This is a genomic window from Rhizobium sophoriradicis (assembly GCF_025200795.1).
Classification (GTDB): Bacteria; Pseudomonadota; Alphaproteobacteria; order Rhizobiales; family Rhizobiaceae; genus Rhizobium; species Rhizobium sophoriradicis.
In genome coordinates, this window is the sequence record NZ_CP104157.1 from 75,161 (window position 1) to 94,638 (window position 19,478).

Here is a 19,478-nt window from a genome sequence, read left to right on the forward strand (position 1 = left end):
TAAAACGGTTGGGCAATTCCACCCGGGCCGTGCATGGGGCGCTCATACCCGATGATGGTTTGCCGGAATACCTCGGCCCAGGCACCGGTGTCCACTCGGTTGCGCCTCCCGTCCCTCGATTTCCCGCGCCGCCATCACCAGAAGCTGGTTGATGCGCTGCCACAGTCCGATCGCGCGCCAAGCATAAAAATAGCCGCGCACTATCGAAACCGGCGGAAAATCGCCCGGCAGTATGCGCCATTGGCAGCCGCTCGAGGCGATATAGAGGATCGCCTCCGCGACCGAGCGCATATTCGTCGCCCGACGCCGCCCGCCACGACGCGCTGGCGGGATCAGCGGTTTGATCAACGCCCATTCCCGGTCCTTCAAATCACTTGGAAAACGAAGCACGTCTCGGTTATGCTCACGGCGAGCGATAGCAGTCCAGCTCATCGAAACCCCATTTGATGATCGTGTCCCAGCAGATGGTGTAGGTGGCGGGAGGTAGCAAAGCCGAGTGCCCGCGCGCTTCTCGTTGCGCTGTAGCGGGTGATCGGCTTTGCGGGCGGCCATGGGTGTTTTCCGCTAGGGTCGGGTTGTTCAAGACCAACCTGACGGAAAGACCACCGATGACCAATGACATGATGAACGTGCGCTCACTTGTTGAGAAGAGCGCGGATGCAGATTTGTTGCGTGAGATGATCGGCTTTGCTGCCGAGCGGCTGATGGAGCTGGAAGTAGGCTCGGCTACGGGTGCAGAGTTCGGCGAGAAGAACCCCATGCGGCTAGCACAACGCAATGGCTACCGTGACCGCGAGTGGGAAACGCGAGCTGGAACGGTCGAGCTTCGCATCCCGAAGCTGCGCAAAGGCAGCTACTTTCCGAGCTTCCTTGAACCGCGCCGCATGGCGGAAAAGGCTCTGACGGCCGTTATCCAGGAAGCGTATATCCAGGGAATCTCGACCCGTTCGCTTGGATTTCTGATCTTCGTGTTCATCCATGCTGCCGACATACAGGATCGCGACGGCGCGCACCCCATGTCCTCAAGGCGATCCGCCGCCGTTTTCCGTGGCTGCGCCACATCTTCGCCGATGGTGGCTACGCCGGAGCCAAGTTGAGGCGAGCAATGAGCGGCCATGGTGACTGGACGATCGAAATCGTCAAGCGTTCGGATCACGCCAAGGGCTTCGTCGTCCTGCCCAAGAGATGGGTGGTGGAAAGGACTTTCGCCTGGCTTGGACGCTGGCGCCGTCTCGCCAAGGATTGGGAGAAATCGATCGAAAGCGCAACCGCATGGGCGCAAATCACTTCAATCAGAATGCTCATAAGGCGCATCGCAAGATATTGGATATACGAATGAACTTTTGAATCGGGCTCTGAGAGAACCGCGTAACTCCGATATGCGACTGTCTGCAGCGCGTTCGCGTGACCGAAGTCATGGATTTGGCTTGTGAAAACAAACGCCGTGCCCGATTGTTCTGCTGTCAGCGAGGCATCGTAAACTAGACGGGCACCTTGTGGCCGCGTGCTCATGAATGCGACCACAGGTTGAGCCGGTCATTCCGACGTCGCCATTATAAGCCCCTGAAACAGCTTCGAGATGTCGATCCGAGATACCGGCTTTTCGCCAGTGGACGAACGGCCGGATGCGGAGGTGTGATCAGGTTCGGCGTCACGCACACCCGCGCCGGTTCGATGAGTTCATCGCCGCATTCAACCCCACGCCCTTTGATTTTGCCGGCGAGAACAATCGCAGCCCCGGCACGGCAATCGCGCAGTTCGCCAATGACATCATCGCGGGTGAATATACGGCCGCCGCCTACGCAGGCGTTTCCGTTTCGCGATATCGCGGCCGCAGCCTCCGCCCACTCAAACAGGAAATCCTCAGGGCCGTCGCCCGGCTGCGCCGCAATCCCGACTGGTCCCTCGCGGTCCTCGTGCCGGCGAACGTCTTGGCGGTTAGCGTCTTGAACGAAACGTCATGCAGGCCGAGTGCGCCCTGTTCGTCGAAACTGTCAGCCATATCGCCGCCGAAGACCTTAGCTTGCCGCTTTGAGCAAGCCGCGCCCCCGGCTGAAGCCGCTATCGTATATCCGTGCCCCTTTAATGTTCAGCGGCCATATCGCTGTAGCGGATAAAAAAGTCACATCCGTAGGTAAAGTCCAACAGCAACTGTTGAAAAAATGATCTTTTTACCGGAACGGCCCGACCTCAGAAGCGGATGGGGACCCTGACGATCGAGTGTCGTCGACTCTGGCCGGTTCCTGATCCGAGCGGCTGTCTGCGGTATCTGCTTTCCTGTTCAGGCTCATGCTTCCGTCTCCTTTTGCAATTTTTACCCCGCGTGAAATTTGAATGTGCTAATTGATTTGCTGTGAAGAAGGTCGGTTTCGGCTCTAATCCAACGGGATGGATACATGAGGCGCGCTCTGCATTTGAAGCAGATATTGTGTTCGCAACCTGCTCGAAGTTTGGACAACCCGTTGTTTGTCAAACACCGCCGAGGTGGTACTCTCTGGCCGCCGTCTCGGCCGCATCTAAACGATAATCTGCGATCCTAGTTCAACCACCCGGTTGGCGGGGAGGTGGAAATAGTCTGATGGTAGAGAGGCCCCATTCGCGAGGAGGATGAAGAACCGGTCCTGCCAGTAGGGCATGCCTGAATTGGTGTCCGGTATTACCTTCTGGCGGCCGAGATAGAAGGAGGTCGACATGATGTCGAACTTCAGTCCGGCCTTGCGTAACACTGCCAGGGCCTGCGAGACGTTCTGCGCTTCCATGTAGCCGAAGAGCAGTTCGACGCGGAAGAAGCGCTCGGAAATCTGCTCGATCCTGAAGCGGTCCTGGTTCAGGACGCGCGGCTTGTTGGCCGTGCGGATCGTCAGGATGACGTTGCGATCATGAAGCACATGGTTGTGCTTAAGATTGTGGAGAAGCGCGGCAGGCGCCGATTCCGGATCGCTGGTCAGGAAGATCGCGGTGCCCGGAACCTGGGCCGGCGAATGGTCGCTCTTACGCTCGATCGCGCTGACGAAGGAGGGGAGCGGAATATCGGTGTGGCGGGTCTTTTCCATCAGGATCGCGGTGCCGCGGCGCCAGGTCCACATGATGACGGTAAAGGCGGTGGCGATCAGGATCGGGATATAGCCGCCGTCGTGGATCTTCAAAAGATTGGCGCCGAGGAAGATCAATTCGAGCACGACCAGCGGCGCAAGCGCGACCACCGCAAGCGGAAGCGACCAGTTCCAGCGGGCCCGAACGAATTCGAAGGCCATGATCGAGGTGACGACCATGGCGCCGGTGACCGAGATACCATAGGCGGTCGCCAGCGCATCGGAGGTCTTGAAGCTCAGGACCAGGAAGATGACACCGATGAACAGCACGGCATTGACCGACGGCACGAAGATCTGCCCGGTATTGGTTTCCGAGGTGAAGAGGATTTCCATGCGCGGCAGGAAGCCGAGGTTGATGCCCTGGCGTACCATCGAGAAGGCGCCGGTGATGACCGCCTGGCTGGCGATGATCGTCGCGGCGGTCGCCAGAATGACGACCGGCAGCAGCGCCCATTTCGGGTACATCAGATAGAAGGGATCCGACATCGTCTCCGGCTTGCCGAGAACCAGAGCCCCCTGCCCGAGATAGTTCAGCGTCAGCGCCGGGAAGACCAGCAGGAACCAGGCCCACTGGATCGGGCGGCGGCCGAAATGGCCGAGATCGGCGTAAAGCGCCTCGGCGCCCGTCACCGTCAGAAAGACGGCGCCGAGCACGACGACGCCGTAAAAGCCCTCATGCAGCAGGAAGCTGACGGCATAATAGGGATTGAAGGCGGCGAGAATGCCGAAATCGTCGGAGATGTGGGAAATGCCGGCGGCGGCCATGACGAGGAACCAGACGGCGGTGATCGGGCCGAAGAACCTGGCGACGGCGCCGGTGCCGCGCGATTGCACGACGAAGAGCAGCGCCAGGATCACCACCGAAATCGGCACGATATAGTCCGACAAGCTCGGCGTGACGAGCTTCAGGCCCTCGACGGCCGAGAGCACCGACAGCGCCGGCGTGATCATCGCATCGCCGAGGAAGAGGGCGGCGCCCATCAGGCCGAGCAGCATAAGGATGGCGGTATGGCCGTTGGCGGTCTTCATCAACAGGGCAAGCAGCGACAGCGTGCCGCCCTCGCCCTCGTTGTCGGCGCGCAGCAGAAACAGCACATATTTGATCGTGACGATGATCGTCAGCGCCCAGATCATCAGCGAGATCAGGCTGATCACCTCGAAGCGGGTGAGGCCGTCATGGGCGATGGGCTTCAGCGCCTCGCGAAAGGCATAAAGCGGGCTCGTGCCGATATCGCCGTAGACGACACCGACGGAACCGAGCGCGAGATAGAACAGTTTGCTTGGCGTCATGTGGCCTTCGTGCGGATGGCTCTCTTCGGACATGAAGTTTCAACAAGCTCCTCAGAGCCAGCCTCTTTTTTCCCGCATCGCTTGGAGTGCCTAACAAAATTAGACGTTCGCAGCGGGTATAGATCATTGATCTGTCGAAGGACTCCTCGCTGACACAAGCCTTCTTTGAGAGCTTATCTCATGAACTCGACCGATCTGGAAAATTGAATCGAGCTTCATCTGTAGTGCTCAAGAGGTTCCAGGTCGCCGTGCAGATAAGCGCTGCGATCTGGCTCTTCATAGTCCTGAAGCGTGTTTCGCCCGCGGCTGGCACTGTTGCTTTTGCGAAGGCTGATCACTGACGCTGCACACGATACGCAGTGCCAATTTGTCGGGCACGTCCGCGCGTCTGCTGAGGCGCGACATTTTGATTTCGTTTGTAACAAGCGACTGTGCGTCGATTGAAATCGGTAGCGCGTTTAACATACAGATGGATGAAAGGCCTCATCGTATCCATCCGGCGAAGGCCGTCTGTCTTGATTTGCTGATTGGCTTTAAGTCCATACCTTATGTCATGCGCTACAATCATTTCCCCCATTGAGGTTCTGTCCGTCGACGATCTTGGTCGCCGTCGAGATTGGTCGGATGAAGAGAAGGTGCGGATTGTCGAAGAAAGTCTGCACGGATACCGGCAGGGTTCGGCGACAGCACGGCGTTATGGATTGTCGCGGTCATTGTTGACGACCTGGCGGCGGGAGTGCCGAAGCGGGCTTCTGAGCGTTTCCGCATCAACGAGCTTCGTGCCGCTTTCGATTTTGCCGCCGCCTGCAGCATCTTCCGAGATGATGGCTCCACTCCAGGCGGACGGCGATAAGTTGATCGAGATCGGCCTGCCGAACGGCCGACGACTGATGATCCCAGCCTCGCTTGATCCGACCATTCTTGCCCGCCTGTTGCCCGTCGTGGATGGGTCATGATCGCGTTTCCCGCTGGTGTGAAGGTCTGGATCGCGGGTGGCGTGACGGACATGCGTTGCGGCATGAACAGCCTGGCGCTGAAGGTCCAGCAAGGCCTTGGCCGTGGGACCCTGATGGCGGTGAGGTCTTCTGCTTCCGGGGTCGCAAGGGTGACCTGATCAAGGTCCTCTGGCATGACGGCGTCGGCATGTCGCTTTACCTGAAGCGGCTGGAAGCTGGAAAGTTCATCTGGCCGGTCAGCCAGAATGGCTCCGCCGTGCCTGTATCGTCGGCGCAGCTCGGCTATCTCCTGGAAGGGATCGACTGGCGCAACCCGCGCTGGACGCAGCGGCCTTCGAAGGCAGGCTGGCCGCCTGCATTCCTCTGTTTTTGTTGGGCTTTCGGCATGCGGCATGGTAGCTTTCGGCCATGGATGATGCTGCTTCGGAGATAGCCAGACTGCGCGCCGCGCTTGCGGCATCGGAAGCGCGTGCCGCCTCTGCCGAGGCCGACCTCGCACAGGTGCGCGCGGTCGTGACGACGTCTGAGGCGATGATCCGGCATCTCAAGCTCGAGATCGCCAAGATACGTCGCGAGCAGTACGGCCAGAGCTCGGAGCGCCGCGCCCGGCTGATCGAGCAAATGAAATTGCAGCTCCAAGAACTTGAAGCCGACGCCACCGAAGACGAGATCGCTGCGGAACGCGTGGCGACGAGAATCACAAATGTCTCCGCTTTCGAACGCCGCCGGCCGGCCCGCAAGCCGTTTCCCGAGCACCTGCCGCGCGAGCGCCTGGTCATCGATGCCCCGTCGACCTGCACCTGCTGCGGCTCGCCCCGCATCGTGAAGATGGGCGAAGACATCACCGAGACGCTGGAGATCATTCCGCGCCAGTGGAAGGTGATCCAGACGGTTCGCGAGAAGTTCACCTGTAGGGACTGCGAGAAGATCAGCCAGCCACCGGCCCCTTTCCATGCGACACCGCGGGGATGGGCAGGACCGCACCTGCTGGCGACGATCCTGTTCGAGAAGTTCGGCCAACATCAGCCATTGAACCGCCAGGCTGAGCGCTACGCCAGGGAAGGCGTCGCTCTCAGTCTCTCCACACTGGCCGATCAGGTCGGAGCCTGCACGACGGCCCTGCAGCCGATCCATGACCTGATCCGTGCCCATGTTCTGGCCGCCGAGCGGCTGCATGGTGACGACACCACCGTGCCGCTTCTGGCCAGGGGAGCAACAAAGCAGGCGAGGCTCTGGACTTACGTCCGCGATGACCGCCCTTTCGCGGGCGGCGCGCCTCCCGCCGCACTCTTCCACTTCTCTCCCGATCGCGAGAAGACCCACCCCAACACGCATCTCGCCGGATGGCACGGCACCCTGCAAGCCGATGCCTATGGCGGCTACAACGACCTCTATCGTGTCGACCGCCGCCCCGCGCTGGTGATCAGCGCACTTTGCTGGAGCCACGCGCGGCGCAAATTCTTCGAACTCGCTGACATCGCCGGCAACGTGCGCAAGGGCAAACCTGCCCACGAGATATCGCCCGTCGCGCTTGAGGCCGTTGCCCGCATCGACGCGCTCTTCGACATCGAGCGCGGCATAAACGGAATGCCTGCCGAGGATAGGCTCGCAGCGAGGCTGCAACATGCTCGCCCGCTCGTCGAAGAACTGCACGATTGGCTCATGGCCCAGCGCGGGCAAATGTCGAAGCACAACCCCGTCGCCAAGGCGATCAACTACATGTTCGAGAAGGAGGGTCGCTGGGAAGCCTTCGCCCGGTTCCTCGACGACGGCAGACTGTGTCTGACGAACAATGCCGCCGAACGAGCCCTGCGCGGCGTTGCTCTCGGAAGAACGGCATGGCTATTCGCCGGTTCCCAGCGCGGAGGCGAGCGTGCTGCCTTCATGTATTCCCTAATCGTCACGGCAAAGATGAACGATATCGATCCGCAGGCCTGGTTGGCGGACGTGCTCGCCCGCATGCCTGGCATTCCCGTATCACGGCTGCCGGAACTGTTGCCGTGGAACTTGCCCGCCGGAAGCGCCCGGCAGGTGGCGGCCTGATGGCGCGCCCGACGCATGTCTACACCATCGAATATGTCGCCACGCTGATCGGTGAGAACCTCGAGTTGCTTGAAGAAATCGCCAGCAATTCCGACAACATCGACTACGGCGAGATGATCCATGTCTACGACGGCACCGACGAGGGCATCACAACCTTTACCGACCGCGGCATCGAGAGCCTGCAGGAGTTCCTTGCCGACGTGCGCTCCTGGGAAGGCGGCGTTCGCCAATTTCTTCTCGACGAGCAACGTGATCCGGAAAAGATCGAACGCATCATGGCAGACGAGCCGTAATCATAAGCCCCGCGGCCTTGGCCGGATGGTTACGAACTATCTCCCTCACCAGGATGAGTACGGAGCGGATTCGGAGAGCCGATCGTTCATCTTATTGCGAACCTTGCAGGCGTCGATGAACCAATCGCGGAAGCTTCGCGAGCCAAGTTGTCGAGCGGAACGTCCTATTACGCTTACAAGAATGGTGAGAGCGACCCATTCAGTTTTGAGGCATGCTATTTCGAAACGGGATCGACTTTTTGGCCTCAAGCATCAAGTGACCGACGCCACCTGTTCGAGCAGCATCGGTCCGTCATGGCATCGATTTTAGGTTGTTGTCTGCCTATCGCCCAAAATCTGATCGCTCTCTGTGTTCTCGCTCGAAACCCCTACTCTGATGGGTATCTATAGTGCGTTTCACTAAGTCCGCTAAATGCATCTGAATTTCGGCTGCTTTCGACATGCGGCCGTAATCACTTCCCTGGTAACCAGTCACTAACTCTTGGATGGACTTTTCGATTCCGGTTATTATAGGGTCTAAATTTGATACGCTGCAACCGGTCCTTGAAGCACTTATTTTGTCTTCCCATTTTGTACGGAGCTCACTTCTACGTTCTGCTCGTTTCTGACAGATGTTAATTGCTGCATCTAGAACATGATGCTGTCCGTTGGATTCCAGAATGGTTTGTACCATCCGTCTTTGGAGCGGAGTCATTCTAACGTCGGCTTCGACAAGCGCTATCCCGCCCGCCACCATGAGCACGTCACTCATGTCTTCAAGTTCATCCGAGAAATATTCGAATGATTTCTGAAGGATAGCGTTGCTCTCGATCTGATCGAAAATCTTAAGATTCCCGGCCAGTCGTCCAATCGCCCAAGCTTGTTCCAAGCCGTGTTCCATGTTCATAACATGCGCCACGAGTTCACGTTTCCTAAATGCCGGTTGAAGATGTAAAGTCGCCTCAACGGCTTCAATGCGAACATGCGCGTACGCCCTGTGACCTGGATTATCGTCGGGATAATCGAAGCCACTCTCCGGAATCGCGGTGCGATAGATGATGTCGATTGCTTTGCTCAACCGGCTCAAACTGCGGTACAAAGCCCCGGTACTTTCATCGTTTTCCACGATGTTGCGCAATCTCTTACTGGTGCGTCGTAACGCATTTAGAGATTTCATCGTTTCTGGAGCTTCGTTGCTGACTAAGCAACCAAGAATCTTGCCGGCGGTGTCGGAATCCAACCGATCGAAAGCGTTCAAACTACTTGTAGCTTGACGGGTCGCATTCGTCCTATCCATAGCACGTTACCTAATTTCAACGCAGTACAATCATGATACCAGGCGCTTCCCGCGAAGTATTGTTTAATTGGGTTACGGATGCAATGTATGCCTCTGCCGAGGGCCCTCTGCCCTGATTTGGTGATTGGGGCGTTGGTGCGTGGATCGTTAATTGCATTGGCGTAGGTGGTCGGCAATCGCAATAACCGGTCTTTGCAACGATGCCTTTCAAACACAACGCCTCCCGACGCCATCGCATCAGCAAGATGAAGTTGGAGCTGACGAACTGGGCGGAATACGAGGCAGGTCTTCGTCGGCGCGGTAGCCTGACGCTTTGGATCTCGCCGGAGGCATTGTCGTCCTGGTGGGCGCCGAAGCGGACGACACGCGGTGGCCAGCCACGCTATTCCGATCTGGCGATCGAGACTGCTTTGACGCTGGGATTGGTTTTCGGCCTGCGTCTCCGACAGACGGAGGGCTTTGTTTCGTCGGTGCTGAAGCTGATCGGCCTGGATCTCGCTGTTCCCGATCACACGACGCTGAGCCGGAGGGCAAGCAAACCGAGAGCGCCAAAGAAACGGCAGGAGTTTCGTCTCCCGGACAAGGGACCCTCCACGTCCTCATCGACAGTACAGGCTTGCAGATCTACGGTGCAGGCCAATGGCTGGAAGAAAAGCAAGCAACAAAATCCCGTCGGGGATGGCGCAAGCTGCACTTGGCGCTGGATGCCGACAGCGGCGACATCATCGCACACGCCATGACGGACCAGGATGCCGGCGACGCCTCGCAGGTGGAGCCGCTGCTCGACCAGATCGACATGCCGATCGATCAGTTCACGGCCGATGGCGCCTATGACGGAAACCCGACCTATGAGGCCGTCGCCGGACACAGTCCTGACGCGGCGGTCGTCATTCCACCACGCGCCAATGCGATAGAACGGCCGGACGCCGGTCCCTCCCGCCAAAGAGACCGTCACATTGCGGCGATTAACGCCGATGGCCGGTTGAAGTGGCAAGTCGCTACGGGATATGGTAAGCGATCGCTAGTCGAGACCGCGATCGGTCGGTACAAATCGATCATCGGCCGCCGGCTAAGGGCACGCTCATTCGGCGCCCAGCAGACGGAGGTCGCCATCGGCTGCGCCGTCCTCAATCGAATGCTGGAATGTGCACGCCCGAATTCTGTCCGGTACAGACAAGCTACCGAGTAGCAAAGGCATCAAAGACAGACGTCCGCTTACACGGCGATCGCTGCACCAACGCCGTTCTGTCGACGACCTGGTCAAGGCCATGGGTATGAGCGGCATCTCCAAAAGCCAGGTGAGCCGCCTGTGCGAAGAGATCGACGTCAAAGTGAAGGCGTTCCTCGACAGGCCGATTGAAGGTGAGTGGCCATACGTCTGGGTGGACGCGACCTATCTCAAGGTCCGGCGTGGCGGCCGCATCGTCTCAGTCGCCGTCATTATCGCGGTCGGCGTCAACAGCGACGGTCGGCGCGAGGTCCTGGGTATGGAAGTTGGCACCTCGGAGGCCGAACCGATCTGGACGGAATTCCTCCGCAGGCTGACACGCCGCGGTCTACGCGGGGTGAAGTTGGTTGTCTCCGATGCACATGAGGGCATCAAGGCTGCCGTTTCCAAGGTTCTCAATGCCACTTGGCAAAGGTGCCGCGTTCACTTTATGAGGAATGTGCTGGCGCATGCTGGAAAGAGCGGCAGGCGGGTCGTATCCGCCTTCATCGCGACGGCCTTTGCCCAGGAGACGCCGGAGGCAGCAAGCGCTCAATGGCGCAGTGTCGCCGACCAGATCAGACCGAAAGTGCCGAAGCTCGCGACCATCATGGACGACGCTGAAGACGATGTCCTCGCCTACATGACCTTCCCGAAAGAGCACCGGGCAAAGCTGCACTCGACGAATCCAATTGAACGCCTCAACGGCGAAATCAAACGCCGCACTGAGGTCGTTGGCATCTTTCCGAACGACGATGCCATCGTCCGTCTCGTCGGTGCATTGCTGCTCGAACAGAATGACGAATGGGCCGTCCAGCGTGCCAGGTATCTGATGCTTGAGACCATGGCCCAAATGAGCGATGATCCCCAAATCAGCCTGCCCCGCTGTGGCACGCTGATATCCCCTTCCGACCCATGTCGGGAAAGCACGGCAATCAGCCGTCAGCTACACCACTCCCGTGGACACGATCTTTTTATCCAGATATCTAAGAGCCCGATTCAAAAGTTCATTCGTATATCCAATACCTTGCGATGCGCCTTATGAGCATTCTGATTGAAGCGATTTGCGCCCATGCGGTTGCGCTTTCGATCGATTTCTCCCAATCCTTGGCGAGACGGCGGCAGCGTCCAAGCCAGGCGAAAGTCCTTTCCACCACCCATCTCTTGGGCAGGACGACGAAGCCCTTGGCGTGATCCGAACGCTTGACGATTTCGATCGTCCAGTCACCATGGCCGCTCATTGCTCGCCTCAACTTGGCTCCGGCGTAGCCACCATCGGCGAAGATGTGGCGCAGCCACGGAAAACGGCGGCGGATCGCCTTGAGGACATGGGGTGCGCCGTCGCGATCCTGTATGTCGGCAGCATGGATGAACACGAAGATCAGAAATCCAAGCGTATCGGTGACAATCTGACGCTTGCGGCCCTTAATCTTCTTGCCTGCATCATAGCCGGATATTCCGCCGCTTTGCGTGGCCTTGACGCTTTGGCTGTCGATAATCCCTGCCGTCGGTTGCGCCTCCCGTCCCTCGATTTCCCGCGCCGCCATCACCAGAAGCTGGTTGATGCTCTGCCACAGTCCGATCGCGCGCCAAGCATAAAAATAACCGCGCACTGTCGAAACCGGCGGAAAATCGCCCGGCAGTATGCGCCATTGGCAGCCGCTCGAGGCGATATAGAGGATCGCCTCCGCGACCGAGCGCATATTCGTCGTCCGACGCCGCCCGCCACGACGCGCTGGCGGGATCAGCGGTTTGATCAACGCCCATTCCCGGTCCTTCAAATCACTTGGAAAACGAAGCACGTCTCGGTTATGCTCACGGCGAGCGATAGCAGTCCAGCTCATCGAAACCCCATTTGATTTAGCACCAATAGGGAATCACAACTGCCTGTTATCGCTCAACTTCTTTTAAATCGGGCTCTAATCCTAGGGATAAACGGACATACGGACAAACGAACTCTACGTCGCTATATATCCCGTCACCTGCCACCGAACTTTCATCCGGCAGCGATTAGAGCCCCGGCGGTTTTGAACCGCTCCCAAACGTTGGACCACCGGATGCTAGAGTTTTCCGGCTTTATTCAGGGAGGCGGGCTGGTTGCGCACCCTGAATTCACCAACGAGATCGGCACCTTGTTGCCGATCGCACCATGAGGTCTTTCCTCATTGTAGTATCTACGCCAATCCTCCATCTTTTCGCGGGCATCCGCAAGGGTCAGGAACCAATGCTGGTTCAGGCATTCTGCACGGAAGCGGCCATTGAACGCTTCGATGAAGGCATTATCAGTTGGCTTGCCGGGGCGTGAGAAGTCCAACGTCACGCCCTTGGAATAGGCCCACAGGTCCAAGTCGCGCGACACGAATTCCGTCCCTTGGTCGACACGGATCGTTTTCGGATAGCCGGCTTTTTGGCACACCCGTTCAAGGGTTTGCACAACGTCTTCGCCTCTATAGCTATGACGTGGATCAAGCACCGGCACGTAGCGCGAGAAGGTGTCGACCACCGTCAGCACGCGCAGTTTCTTACCGATTGCGAGTTGGTCATGGACGAAGTCCATCGCCCAGACGTCGTTGGGTCCGACGGCCATGTGCCGATCCTCGCGAAGCTTGGCCTTTACCCTCCGCTTCGGTGTCTTGTTCCGCAACTGTAGCCCCAAGTCCCTGTAAATGCGGTAGGTTCGCTTGATGTTGGTGCCCCAACCCTCGCGTTCCAACAGCACATGCACGCGGCGATAGCCGTACCGCACACGGATCTCGCAGATCTCGCGAATACGACGTTCCAGACCGGCCTGATCAGCACGGCGAGAGGTATAGTGGTGAGTTGATCGATCGAAGTTCAACGCTCCACAAGCACGTCGGATCGAGATCGCCCAATCGCAGCACATGCCTTTCACCATCTCCCGCTTCCGAGCAGGCCTTAGAGCTTTCGGCGGATGACATCCTGCAACATCTCGCGGTCCAGCGTCAGATCCGCGACGATCTTCTTCAGGCGCGAATTCTCGTCCTCGAGCTGTTTCAGCCTCTTCATCTCCGGTGGCAGCATGCCCGCGTATTTTTTCTTCCAGTTGAAATAAGTCGCCTGGCTGATCCCCGCCTTCCTGCAGATTTCAGCAACCGACACGCCTTCATCACCTTGCTTCAGAATGAACGCCTTCTGAGCGTCCGAAAACTGCGACGCTTTCATCGTCTTCTGGTCCCTTTCCCAGCCAGGAAAATGCACCGGAAAACTCTAACCAAAACTGGTCCAGTTTGAAGGGTTCAGATCACCCGCCAAGATCGTCTTTTATAACCAATTAGACATATCAGGATCAAACACGCATTCGTTAAACAGGGCAGGGTTACGCGGCCCTTTGGTGCGACGGCAAATGGAACGTCCACTTATTGCCAGCGAAGATAAGCCGCCAGTTTTGAAATATGCGCCTTCCACTGTGCTATCGTCATGGCTTACGAGACTTACTGACAGCGCCGTGCGCATAAATCCATCGTTTTATTGAGCATCACGTGACTCAAAGACTTTCGGAATACTGGCTTGAAAATTGCCCCTATAATTAATTGCACAAAAATCAGTGAATAAAGGCACCAATTGGGGAGTGGTTATCTGCTCTGTCGTCAGCGCTTACCTCACACAGGACGAAACCCGCCTATCGCGTCCAAACGCTTGTGGGGCACAATCACGTGGCGCAAGACTTTTTGCCTTATCTTATTGTCGTCACTTGAAAATGACAGCGCAGTTTTGTTCACGGGACACCTGTAAGACCGGTCATCATTGAGTTAGTGATTGTGCTGTAGTTGTCGCGTCAAGATAATGATTAAAAGTAAAACAATTTGCGATCCCGCTGGCGCAACCGGGCTCGTTGTCAAAACTCTTGATTTGTTTAAACCAGATAAAGAACGTCTTCAGTTGATCGAGATTTTCAATATGGGGGTAATTGGGCACAGCTTTCGATATCATGATTCGTTTGCCGACTGCATCAAGCAATGGCTTATCCCTCGCTGGTTCATATCCCAGAGCAATCCGCTCAGCAATAGAATAGGCATCCTTTACGTTTTCCTTGAAGTTGTCAGCCACCCCCACCCCTTGTCGGCCAACTCGACGATATTAATGGATTTGATCTTCTGCATTGCCACGAGCGCATCTTTATTCTCGCTTGCCAGTTTTTCCTCCAAAGGTTCCCAATCGACCGCGAACTTGATCTGTACAAAATATTCAATCACTATTGCAAACGGCAGAAAATTTAAAGTACAGGCCTACCTTTTCGGAGTTCAAGCAGACAAAAAAAGCCATCTGCTGCCCCAACATCTCGCGAATTATAGGATACGGTGCTTCGGGAAATTGGCTAGACATTGCAAGAAATTTCGGCCTTTTTGGCAAATATGTTGGTCAGTGATAAGAATTTATAGACCGGGTGACGAGCCATTTTCGTGAGAATGACGTCAGGGCAGGGCTCAAATGCCCAGTGAGGTCCGGTTTGCAGGAGCAAAGTAATCCCTAGCATATTTTCGTCGAAGCCGACTGTATTGACGGACTAACCCTTCTCAAATCAAAAGCGTGTATTCGCGGGATGGTAGTCTACGCGGCTTATCAAAGAATAAAATATATGGATTATGGTACTTTGGTTGAACACGTTTTTGTAATTCCACTTGATTTAAATAGCTGTGTTTGATTTTTTATTACAGTATCCCTCCGTCGGCAGCTGCAAACACGCAACCTTTAACCGCTCAAATTGAAATAGCGTTGCCGAAATTATTTTATCAAAATCTACGTAATATTTGGCTTTCTAAGGGTAACGGATTTCGCGTAGTCGAAAATTTCGGCATCAGGGTGCAGTTCACGGGGAGCACGGAATGGTAACTCACACTTAAGATAGTCGCACAATCTTGTTGATTTACATTAAAACGATAACAAAGGCCGCTTTATTTATACATAAGAGCGAGCAGATACATCACAACCACGTACAATCCGATTTAGCGTTCTTTCATTTATAATGCATTAGAGCCTTAGGGCTCGGTTGAACGCCATCATCACACTACGGGGAGCGGCTATAACCGCATAATGTAGAGCATAACAACACTTATAACTTCCGCGAAAACACAAACGTAGATTGTGTTTCGGTACTTCTGGATTAATTTGCACCCCATTTCGCGACGATTTCATCCCCAGAGAGACCCTCCATATCCAGTTTAGCTAGGGTCAGTCCGGTTTCTTCGAAGTCCTCTCCGGCTAAAGCCCGTGCTTGAGCCAAAACCCAGTCCGCGATCTCGGCGTTGATACCGAACTTTTCTGCAAGGCCTCTGTAAAAGGGGAGCATCCGGCAGTCTTCAGTAAGGTAACGGTGCTGCATGTCGGAGGGAACTCCAAGCGTGGCATTGTGAGAGGGAGAATTGCGCGCAAACGCGAGGTAGTTTGGCTCGTTCCTTCCATACCAACGATTGACCAGACCGATGTGGCTAATCCCTGCAAAATTGAACTTCGCAATAACGGACATGCGGAGTTCATCAAGTTTCTCCATCTTCTCACAGACGGAGGGGGTCATACCGTCCCTATAAAAGCGAAAGCTCTCACCAGCCAGGATGCGCTGGGCGTTCTCTATCACGGTCACCGGATGAGTGATGAAATTGGTGTTGTGCATGGCGACATCCAGTATGTTTGCACGCCATTCAAGCCTACTTGGAAAGAGAGCTTCGACTTGACTTCGATACTCCGTCTCACTGTCAGCATCGAAAGCGGCAATCTCAATCACCTTTTTAAAGGCCTTAATGAAAGCCTTACCTTCATCGATACGGCAGCCATAAGGTGAGTTGGACGCCTCAAACGTGGCAGCAGTGCTTAGCTTAACCCCAACCAGGCTCGCCAAAAGTCCGGGAACCCATATAAGGATCTTGCTTGCGAGGTCATGTTCAGCCAGCCTGACCTTCAGCTCTTCCTTAACGCCGGCCTTAGCGGGAATGGTAACAATGATTGCTTCTGCCTCGGATACGGCATGGCCAAGGTCTGGGAGAATGGTGGGGTAGAAATGCCCAACAACAGCCCCCTTTGCTTCTAGCCCTTCATTGGCAATCTTGATGCTGTTGCCGGGATGACTGGGGTGAGTCCAAATTGAAACCCGATGATTTCGGCTGGATAAGTCCGCGGCGAACGCGTTTCCAAGATTACCGGCGCCGATAATAAGGACTTTCATATTTAGAGAAATTTGATTGTAGGATTGAGATGTGAATTTCCCCTTGCCAAACTCCGTATTTATAATCGATGAAAGGGATTTTTGACGTAAGCACTTACGCATTATGCGCTAAAGTCTTGGAGTGGCCCATCAATCACAATGGCGCACAACCATACGATCTAGAAGCCGTGGACTCTTGGGATTCCCAAAAGTGAGCAAATCAGATTCAAGACTGTCTTTTGGAGGCAGTCATGGGTCTTTTAGATCGCCTTTTGGAAACAAAATGCGCCATTTATACAACAAATAATATAGATACATTATTTCAGATTAAATAAGCCATACACTAGAGATAAAGAAAATTACGAAGCTAGTTAGCGAAACTAATTCATACCAATAATTTGACTCAGGCAGACGATGTATACTGTATTGATCTTTACATGGGTCTCGCCTTTTGAGCACAACGAGTTATACATATGAACGTATAAATAAATAATATTCGTCCCATGACAGTAGTGCTTTAGCTAAATAAGTCATCAAGATACGTATTGGTCCAGTAGTTGATATCGTGTTCCAACAGCCAGGTCATCATATTCCTCCAACGATCTTTACGCTCAGTAAGCGGCATTTCTAAGGCGTCTGCAATTGCCTGAGCCATACTTTGAATATTTCGGGGATCTACAATAATACCCGCAGAAAGCTCTTGCGCGGCGCCAGCAAACCCAGAAATAATTAAAACGCCAGGGTTGGCCGCGTCTTGCGCTGCAATATATTCCTTCGCCACGAGGTTCATGCCATCCCTGATCGGCGTTACGAATCCAACCCTCGCCAACCTAAAAAGAGCGCCAAGCTCATCTCTAGACGAACCAGAATTGATATAGCGAAGAGGCGTCCAGTCCGCCGTCCCGATTGCGCCATTTGCCTTGCCGACCGCTTCCGCGACCGCCGCTTGCAATTGTTGATATTCCAGAACGTCGGAGCGGGATATGGGAGCGATCTGGAGATAAGTCACTTTCCTGAGATACGAGGGGTTACCTTTAAGGAACGTTTCGTAAGCCCTCACACGCTCCAGGATGCCCTTCGTGTAGTCAAGGCGATCAACTGATATAATCAGCGTCTGCCCCTGCAAGCTTTCCACCATTTGACGCATCGACGGCTGCTTCGCCGCAGCCGCAGCGGACTTCGCGAAATTCAGGGTTTCAATGGAAACAGCGTACGCACCCAGTTTGATCCTCCGCCCAAACAAGAGAACAACGTCATTCTCTAGTTTTCCACCCTCATTGCAGCAATTCACAGCCTCATAAAAATTTGTCAAATCATTGCGTGTTTGAAAGCCTATCACATCATAGCTGGACATTGCTTTAAGCAAAAGCTTGTGTACAGGCACGTCATGAAGCACTTCGAACTTCGGCCACGGGACATGTAAAAAAAAACCGACACGCCCTATGGAACCTAGCTTCCTTAGTTCTTCAGCCAGTGGAATCAGGTGGTAATCATGCACCCATACTGCATCATCCGGACGCCACAAAGGAAAAAGTATTTCCGCAAAGGTGGCGTTCACCCGCCGGTAGGCCACCTCGTAATCTTCGCTAAGAACCGCACGATCCTTAAACGAGTGAAAAAGAGGCCAAAGGGTCTGATTGGAAAAGCCGTTGTAGTAGTCCCGGACGTCGGCGGTGGTGAGGTCAACTTCGACGTACGTTACATTTCCCTCTCGAGTCATTTTCGTTGATGTAGCCTCGGCGTCAGTATTTCCGGACCAGCCCATCCAGATGCCTCCCCTCAACTTCAAAGCAGCATTCACGGCGACGGCCAACCCGCCTGAATTGTTACCAGGAGACGCATCACGGCGAATTCTGTTGGAAACTACGATCAGACGACCCTGCGTGTCGATTGGGTCGACCGGGCATCCTAGAAACTCATGCTCCGTCAGCGCACAGCATTCTGAACAATTTACCGTAGATGAACCAAGTGTGTTTTGCGGCCTCACACACTTCATAATTCAAATGTATTTATTGAAATCCTACTATTAAAATGCTCGCCACAATTTCGCATTATACGTAATCTTATTTATACATACAAACAAAGAAAGGCTACAAAGCTATATATCCAGCCAAGCCTTGCCAAGCCAAACCTTGCCAAGCCAAGCCAAGCCTTGCGCGTGACGCATTGTGCCTCTTCAATCGATTTGGTGGCTCTAGTTTGATTGCGACTGCGGGGCATTCTAACCGGGCTGTTTGCGCCACGGGGCGCTCTTCCTTATTGGGCCTCCACATCCACGCATCATAAGTGTTCAGGGTCAATCCCTTGAGCTTTCGCGGCGGCTCTTCGCGGGGCGATATCAATGACCTCTTGTCTTTTGCGAAAAGCCATCAAGCGTCGCCATCTCAAAGCGTGGCCAATAAGAATAACCTAACGCTGTCGCTTTCTGTCGTTCTCCAACGGTAAGCCATGTTTGGGTCTCGCGAAGGGCCCTAGTTTTTTATTCTTTAGCGCTTCGCGCATGCAAAGGCCATTATTCTGTTCGCCCGGCTAAAAACCCACTTTGCAACGGCTGGAAGGACTTAATCCGTCCCCTATTTATATCCCTCCTCGTCATTCTAGCCATCACAACTCCTTGTCCTTCCATCACACAACGTAGACTTGCAGCATCTGCCTCCTCACGATGTCGTCGTCGTCGTGGACCCCCTTACAACTCACAAATGCGTCTGCTCGTTTTCTGACTTCTGCGCTCTATAACGCCAAGACGAACTACTCAATTGCAAAGGGTATACCCGCGATTGACCTCGGATACATCTATATGAGCAAAGCGGAGGTTGAGGAATGTGTGAGCACTAGACGGTTGAGTGGAAGCCCGTCTCTGTCGGACAAGTCTCCGGCCAACCCGCCCCCCGGGCCATCATGGTACATCGCTGTTGATCGGAACGCACCTCTGACGGGCTCGATCGACGTGGTCGGATATGGGCCAGCCGTAGGCCGGCGGTAAACGCATGATCGAAGTTGCCGTACGTTGGCCTGGGTCTATTGTTGTGTTCGTTCAGTCAGTTTTTGACTGTTGTTATTTTTTCCTTGATTTGTAAGCGTTTGCTATCGTGTTTATGTCTCGGCCTTGTGGCGAGGTCCGTCTACGTGTTTCGTTTTATGAATAAGCCAGGTCAGGCTAATGA

General features: G+C 55.0%; 12 protein-coding genes and 6 pseudogenes. 9 read left to right on the forward strand and 9 right to left on the reverse strand.

Features of this window, described 5'->3' with window-relative positions; translation table 11 throughout:
* Positions 1 to 93 precede the first annotated feature (93 nt).
* Positions 94 to 432, reverse strand: a pseudogene (locus tag N2597_RS33100) (transposase); the annotation flags it as partial.
* A gap of 191 nt (positions 433 to 623) precedes the next feature.
* Here N2597_RS33100 and N2597_RS33105 point away from each other — a divergent pair.
* Both N2597_RS33105 and N2597_RS33110 read left to right on the forward strand, forming a co-directional pair.
* Positions 624 to 893 (forward strand): annotated as a pseudogene (locus tag N2597_RS33105) (transposase); the annotation flags it as partial.
* Between the two features lie 42 nt (positions 894 to 935).
* Positions 936 to 1,339: pseudogene (locus N2597_RS33110) on the forward strand (transposase); the annotation flags it as partial.
* Between the two features lie 156 nt (positions 1,340 to 1,495).
* Here the strand turns inward: N2597_RS33110 and N2597_RS33115 are convergent.
* Together N2597_RS33115 and N2597_RS33120 are read right to left on the reverse strand one after the other, a co-directional pair.
* A pseudogene (locus tag N2597_RS33115) lies at positions 1,496 to 1,618 on the reverse strand (IS5/IS1182 family transposase); the annotation flags it as partial.
* Between the two features lie 898 nt (positions 1,619 to 2,516).
* A complete protein-coding gene (locus N2597_RS33120; RefSeq protein ID WP_011427392.1) occupies positions 2,517 to 4,415 on the reverse strand; it encodes a potassium transporter Kup in 1,899 nt (632 codons plus the stop codon).
* A 515-nt stretch (positions 4,416 to 4,930) separates the two neighbouring features.
* On the opposite strand from N2597_RS33120, the gene tnpA reads away from it, so the two are divergent.
* From tnpA to N2597_RS33145, 5 genes are read left to right on the forward strand one after another with little or no spacing between them, the layout of a single operon-like run.
* Positions 4,931 to 5,338 (forward strand): IS66-like element accessory protein TnpA, encoded by a 408-nt coding sequence (tnpA, locus tag N2597_RS33825; protein WP_011427391.1) that lies wholly within the window; start codon positions 4,931 to 4,933, stop codon positions 5,336 to 5,338.
* The gene (locus N2597_RS33830) at positions 5,335 to 5,496 is read left to right on the forward strand and encodes a hypothetical protein (protein ID WP_406550290.1); all 162 of its coding nucleotides are present in this window, start codon (positions 5,335 to 5,337) and stop codon (positions 5,494 to 5,496) included. The genes tnpA and N2597_RS33830 overlap by 4 nt, the downstream gene beginning before the upstream one ends.
* On the forward strand, positions 5,496 to 5,771 hold the full coding sequence (gene tnpB, locus N2597_RS33835; RefSeq protein ID WP_423228318.1) for an IS66 family insertion sequence element accessory protein TnpB: 276 nt from the start codon (positions 5,496 to 5,498) through the stop codon (positions 5,769 to 5,771). The genes N2597_RS33830 and tnpB overlap by 1 nt, the downstream gene beginning before the upstream one ends.
* Positions 5,747 to 7,381: an IS66-like element ISRel24 family transposase gene (locus N2597_RS33140; RefSeq protein WP_011427389.1), complete on the forward strand. Its 1,635-nt coding sequence runs from the start codon at positions 5,747 to 5,749 to the stop codon at positions 7,379 to 7,381. The genes tnpB and N2597_RS33140 overlap by 25 nt, the downstream gene beginning before the upstream one ends.
* On the forward strand, positions 7,381 to 7,674 hold the full coding sequence (locus N2597_RS33145; RefSeq protein WP_077991718.1) for a hypothetical protein: 294 nt from the start codon (positions 7,381 to 7,383) through the stop codon (positions 7,672 to 7,674). The genes N2597_RS33140 and N2597_RS33145 overlap by 1 nt, the downstream gene beginning before the upstream one ends.
* Before the next feature lie 322 nt (positions 7,675 to 7,996).
* Here N2597_RS33145 and N2597_RS33150 read toward each other — a convergent pair whose 3' ends face one another.
* A complete protein-coding gene (locus tag N2597_RS33150) occupies positions 7,997 to 8,950 on the reverse strand; it encodes a hypothetical protein (RefSeq protein WP_011427388.1) in 954 nt (317 codons plus the stop codon).
* 200 nt (positions 8,951 to 9,150) lie between these two features.
* Between N2597_RS33150 and N2597_RS33155 the strand changes: the two are divergent.
* Both N2597_RS33155 and N2597_RS33160 read left to right on the forward strand, forming a co-directional pair.
* Positions 9,151 to 10,139: pseudogene (locus N2597_RS33155) on the forward strand (IS5 family transposase).
* A 52-nt stretch (positions 10,140 to 10,191) separates the two neighbouring features.
* A pseudogene (locus N2597_RS33160) lies at positions 10,192 to 11,040 on the forward strand (IS256 family transposase); the annotation flags it as partial.
* Positions 11,041 to 11,164: 124 nt separating this feature from the next.
* Here N2597_RS33160 and N2597_RS33165 read toward each other — a convergent pair.
* The 5 genes from N2597_RS33165 to N2597_RS33185 form a co-directional block, all read right to left on the reverse strand.
* A complete protein-coding gene (locus N2597_RS33165) occupies positions 11,165 to 12,001 on the reverse strand; it encodes an IS5-like element ISRel20 family transposase (RefSeq protein ID WP_011427384.1) in 837 nt (278 codons plus the stop codon).
* 236 nt (positions 12,002 to 12,237) lie between these two features.
* Positions 12,238 to 13,340, reverse strand: a protein-coding gene (locus N2597_RS33170; RefSeq protein WP_086005037.1) for an IS3-like element ISRel21 family transposase whose coding sequence is annotated in 2 segments (ribosomal slippage) — positions 12,238 to 13,079 and positions 13,079 to 13,340 — 1,104 coding nt in all. Because the reading frame shifts where the segments join, the coding sequence is not laid out codon by codon here.
* Positions 13,341 to 13,919: 579 nt separating this feature from the next.
* The gene (locus N2597_RS33175; RefSeq protein WP_011427381.1) at positions 13,920 to 14,225 is read right to left on the reverse strand and encodes a hypothetical protein; all 306 of its coding nucleotides are present in this window, start codon (positions 14,223 to 14,225) and stop codon (positions 13,920 to 13,922) included.
* Between the two features lie 1,054 nt (positions 14,226 to 15,279).
* Positions 15,280 to 16,335, reverse strand: coding sequence for an NAD/NADP octopine/nopaline dehydrogenase family protein (locus tag N2597_RS33180; RefSeq protein WP_011427380.1), 1,056 nt, complete (start codon positions 16,333 to 16,335; stop codon positions 15,280 to 15,282).
* 496 nt (positions 16,336 to 16,831) lie between these two features.
* On the reverse strand, positions 16,832 to 18,310 hold the full coding sequence (locus tag N2597_RS33185; RefSeq protein WP_011427379.1) for an alpha,alpha-trehalose-phosphate synthase (UDP-forming): 1,479 nt from the start codon (positions 18,308 to 18,310) through the stop codon (positions 16,832 to 16,834).
* Positions 18,311 to 19,478 lie beyond the last annotated feature (1,168 nt).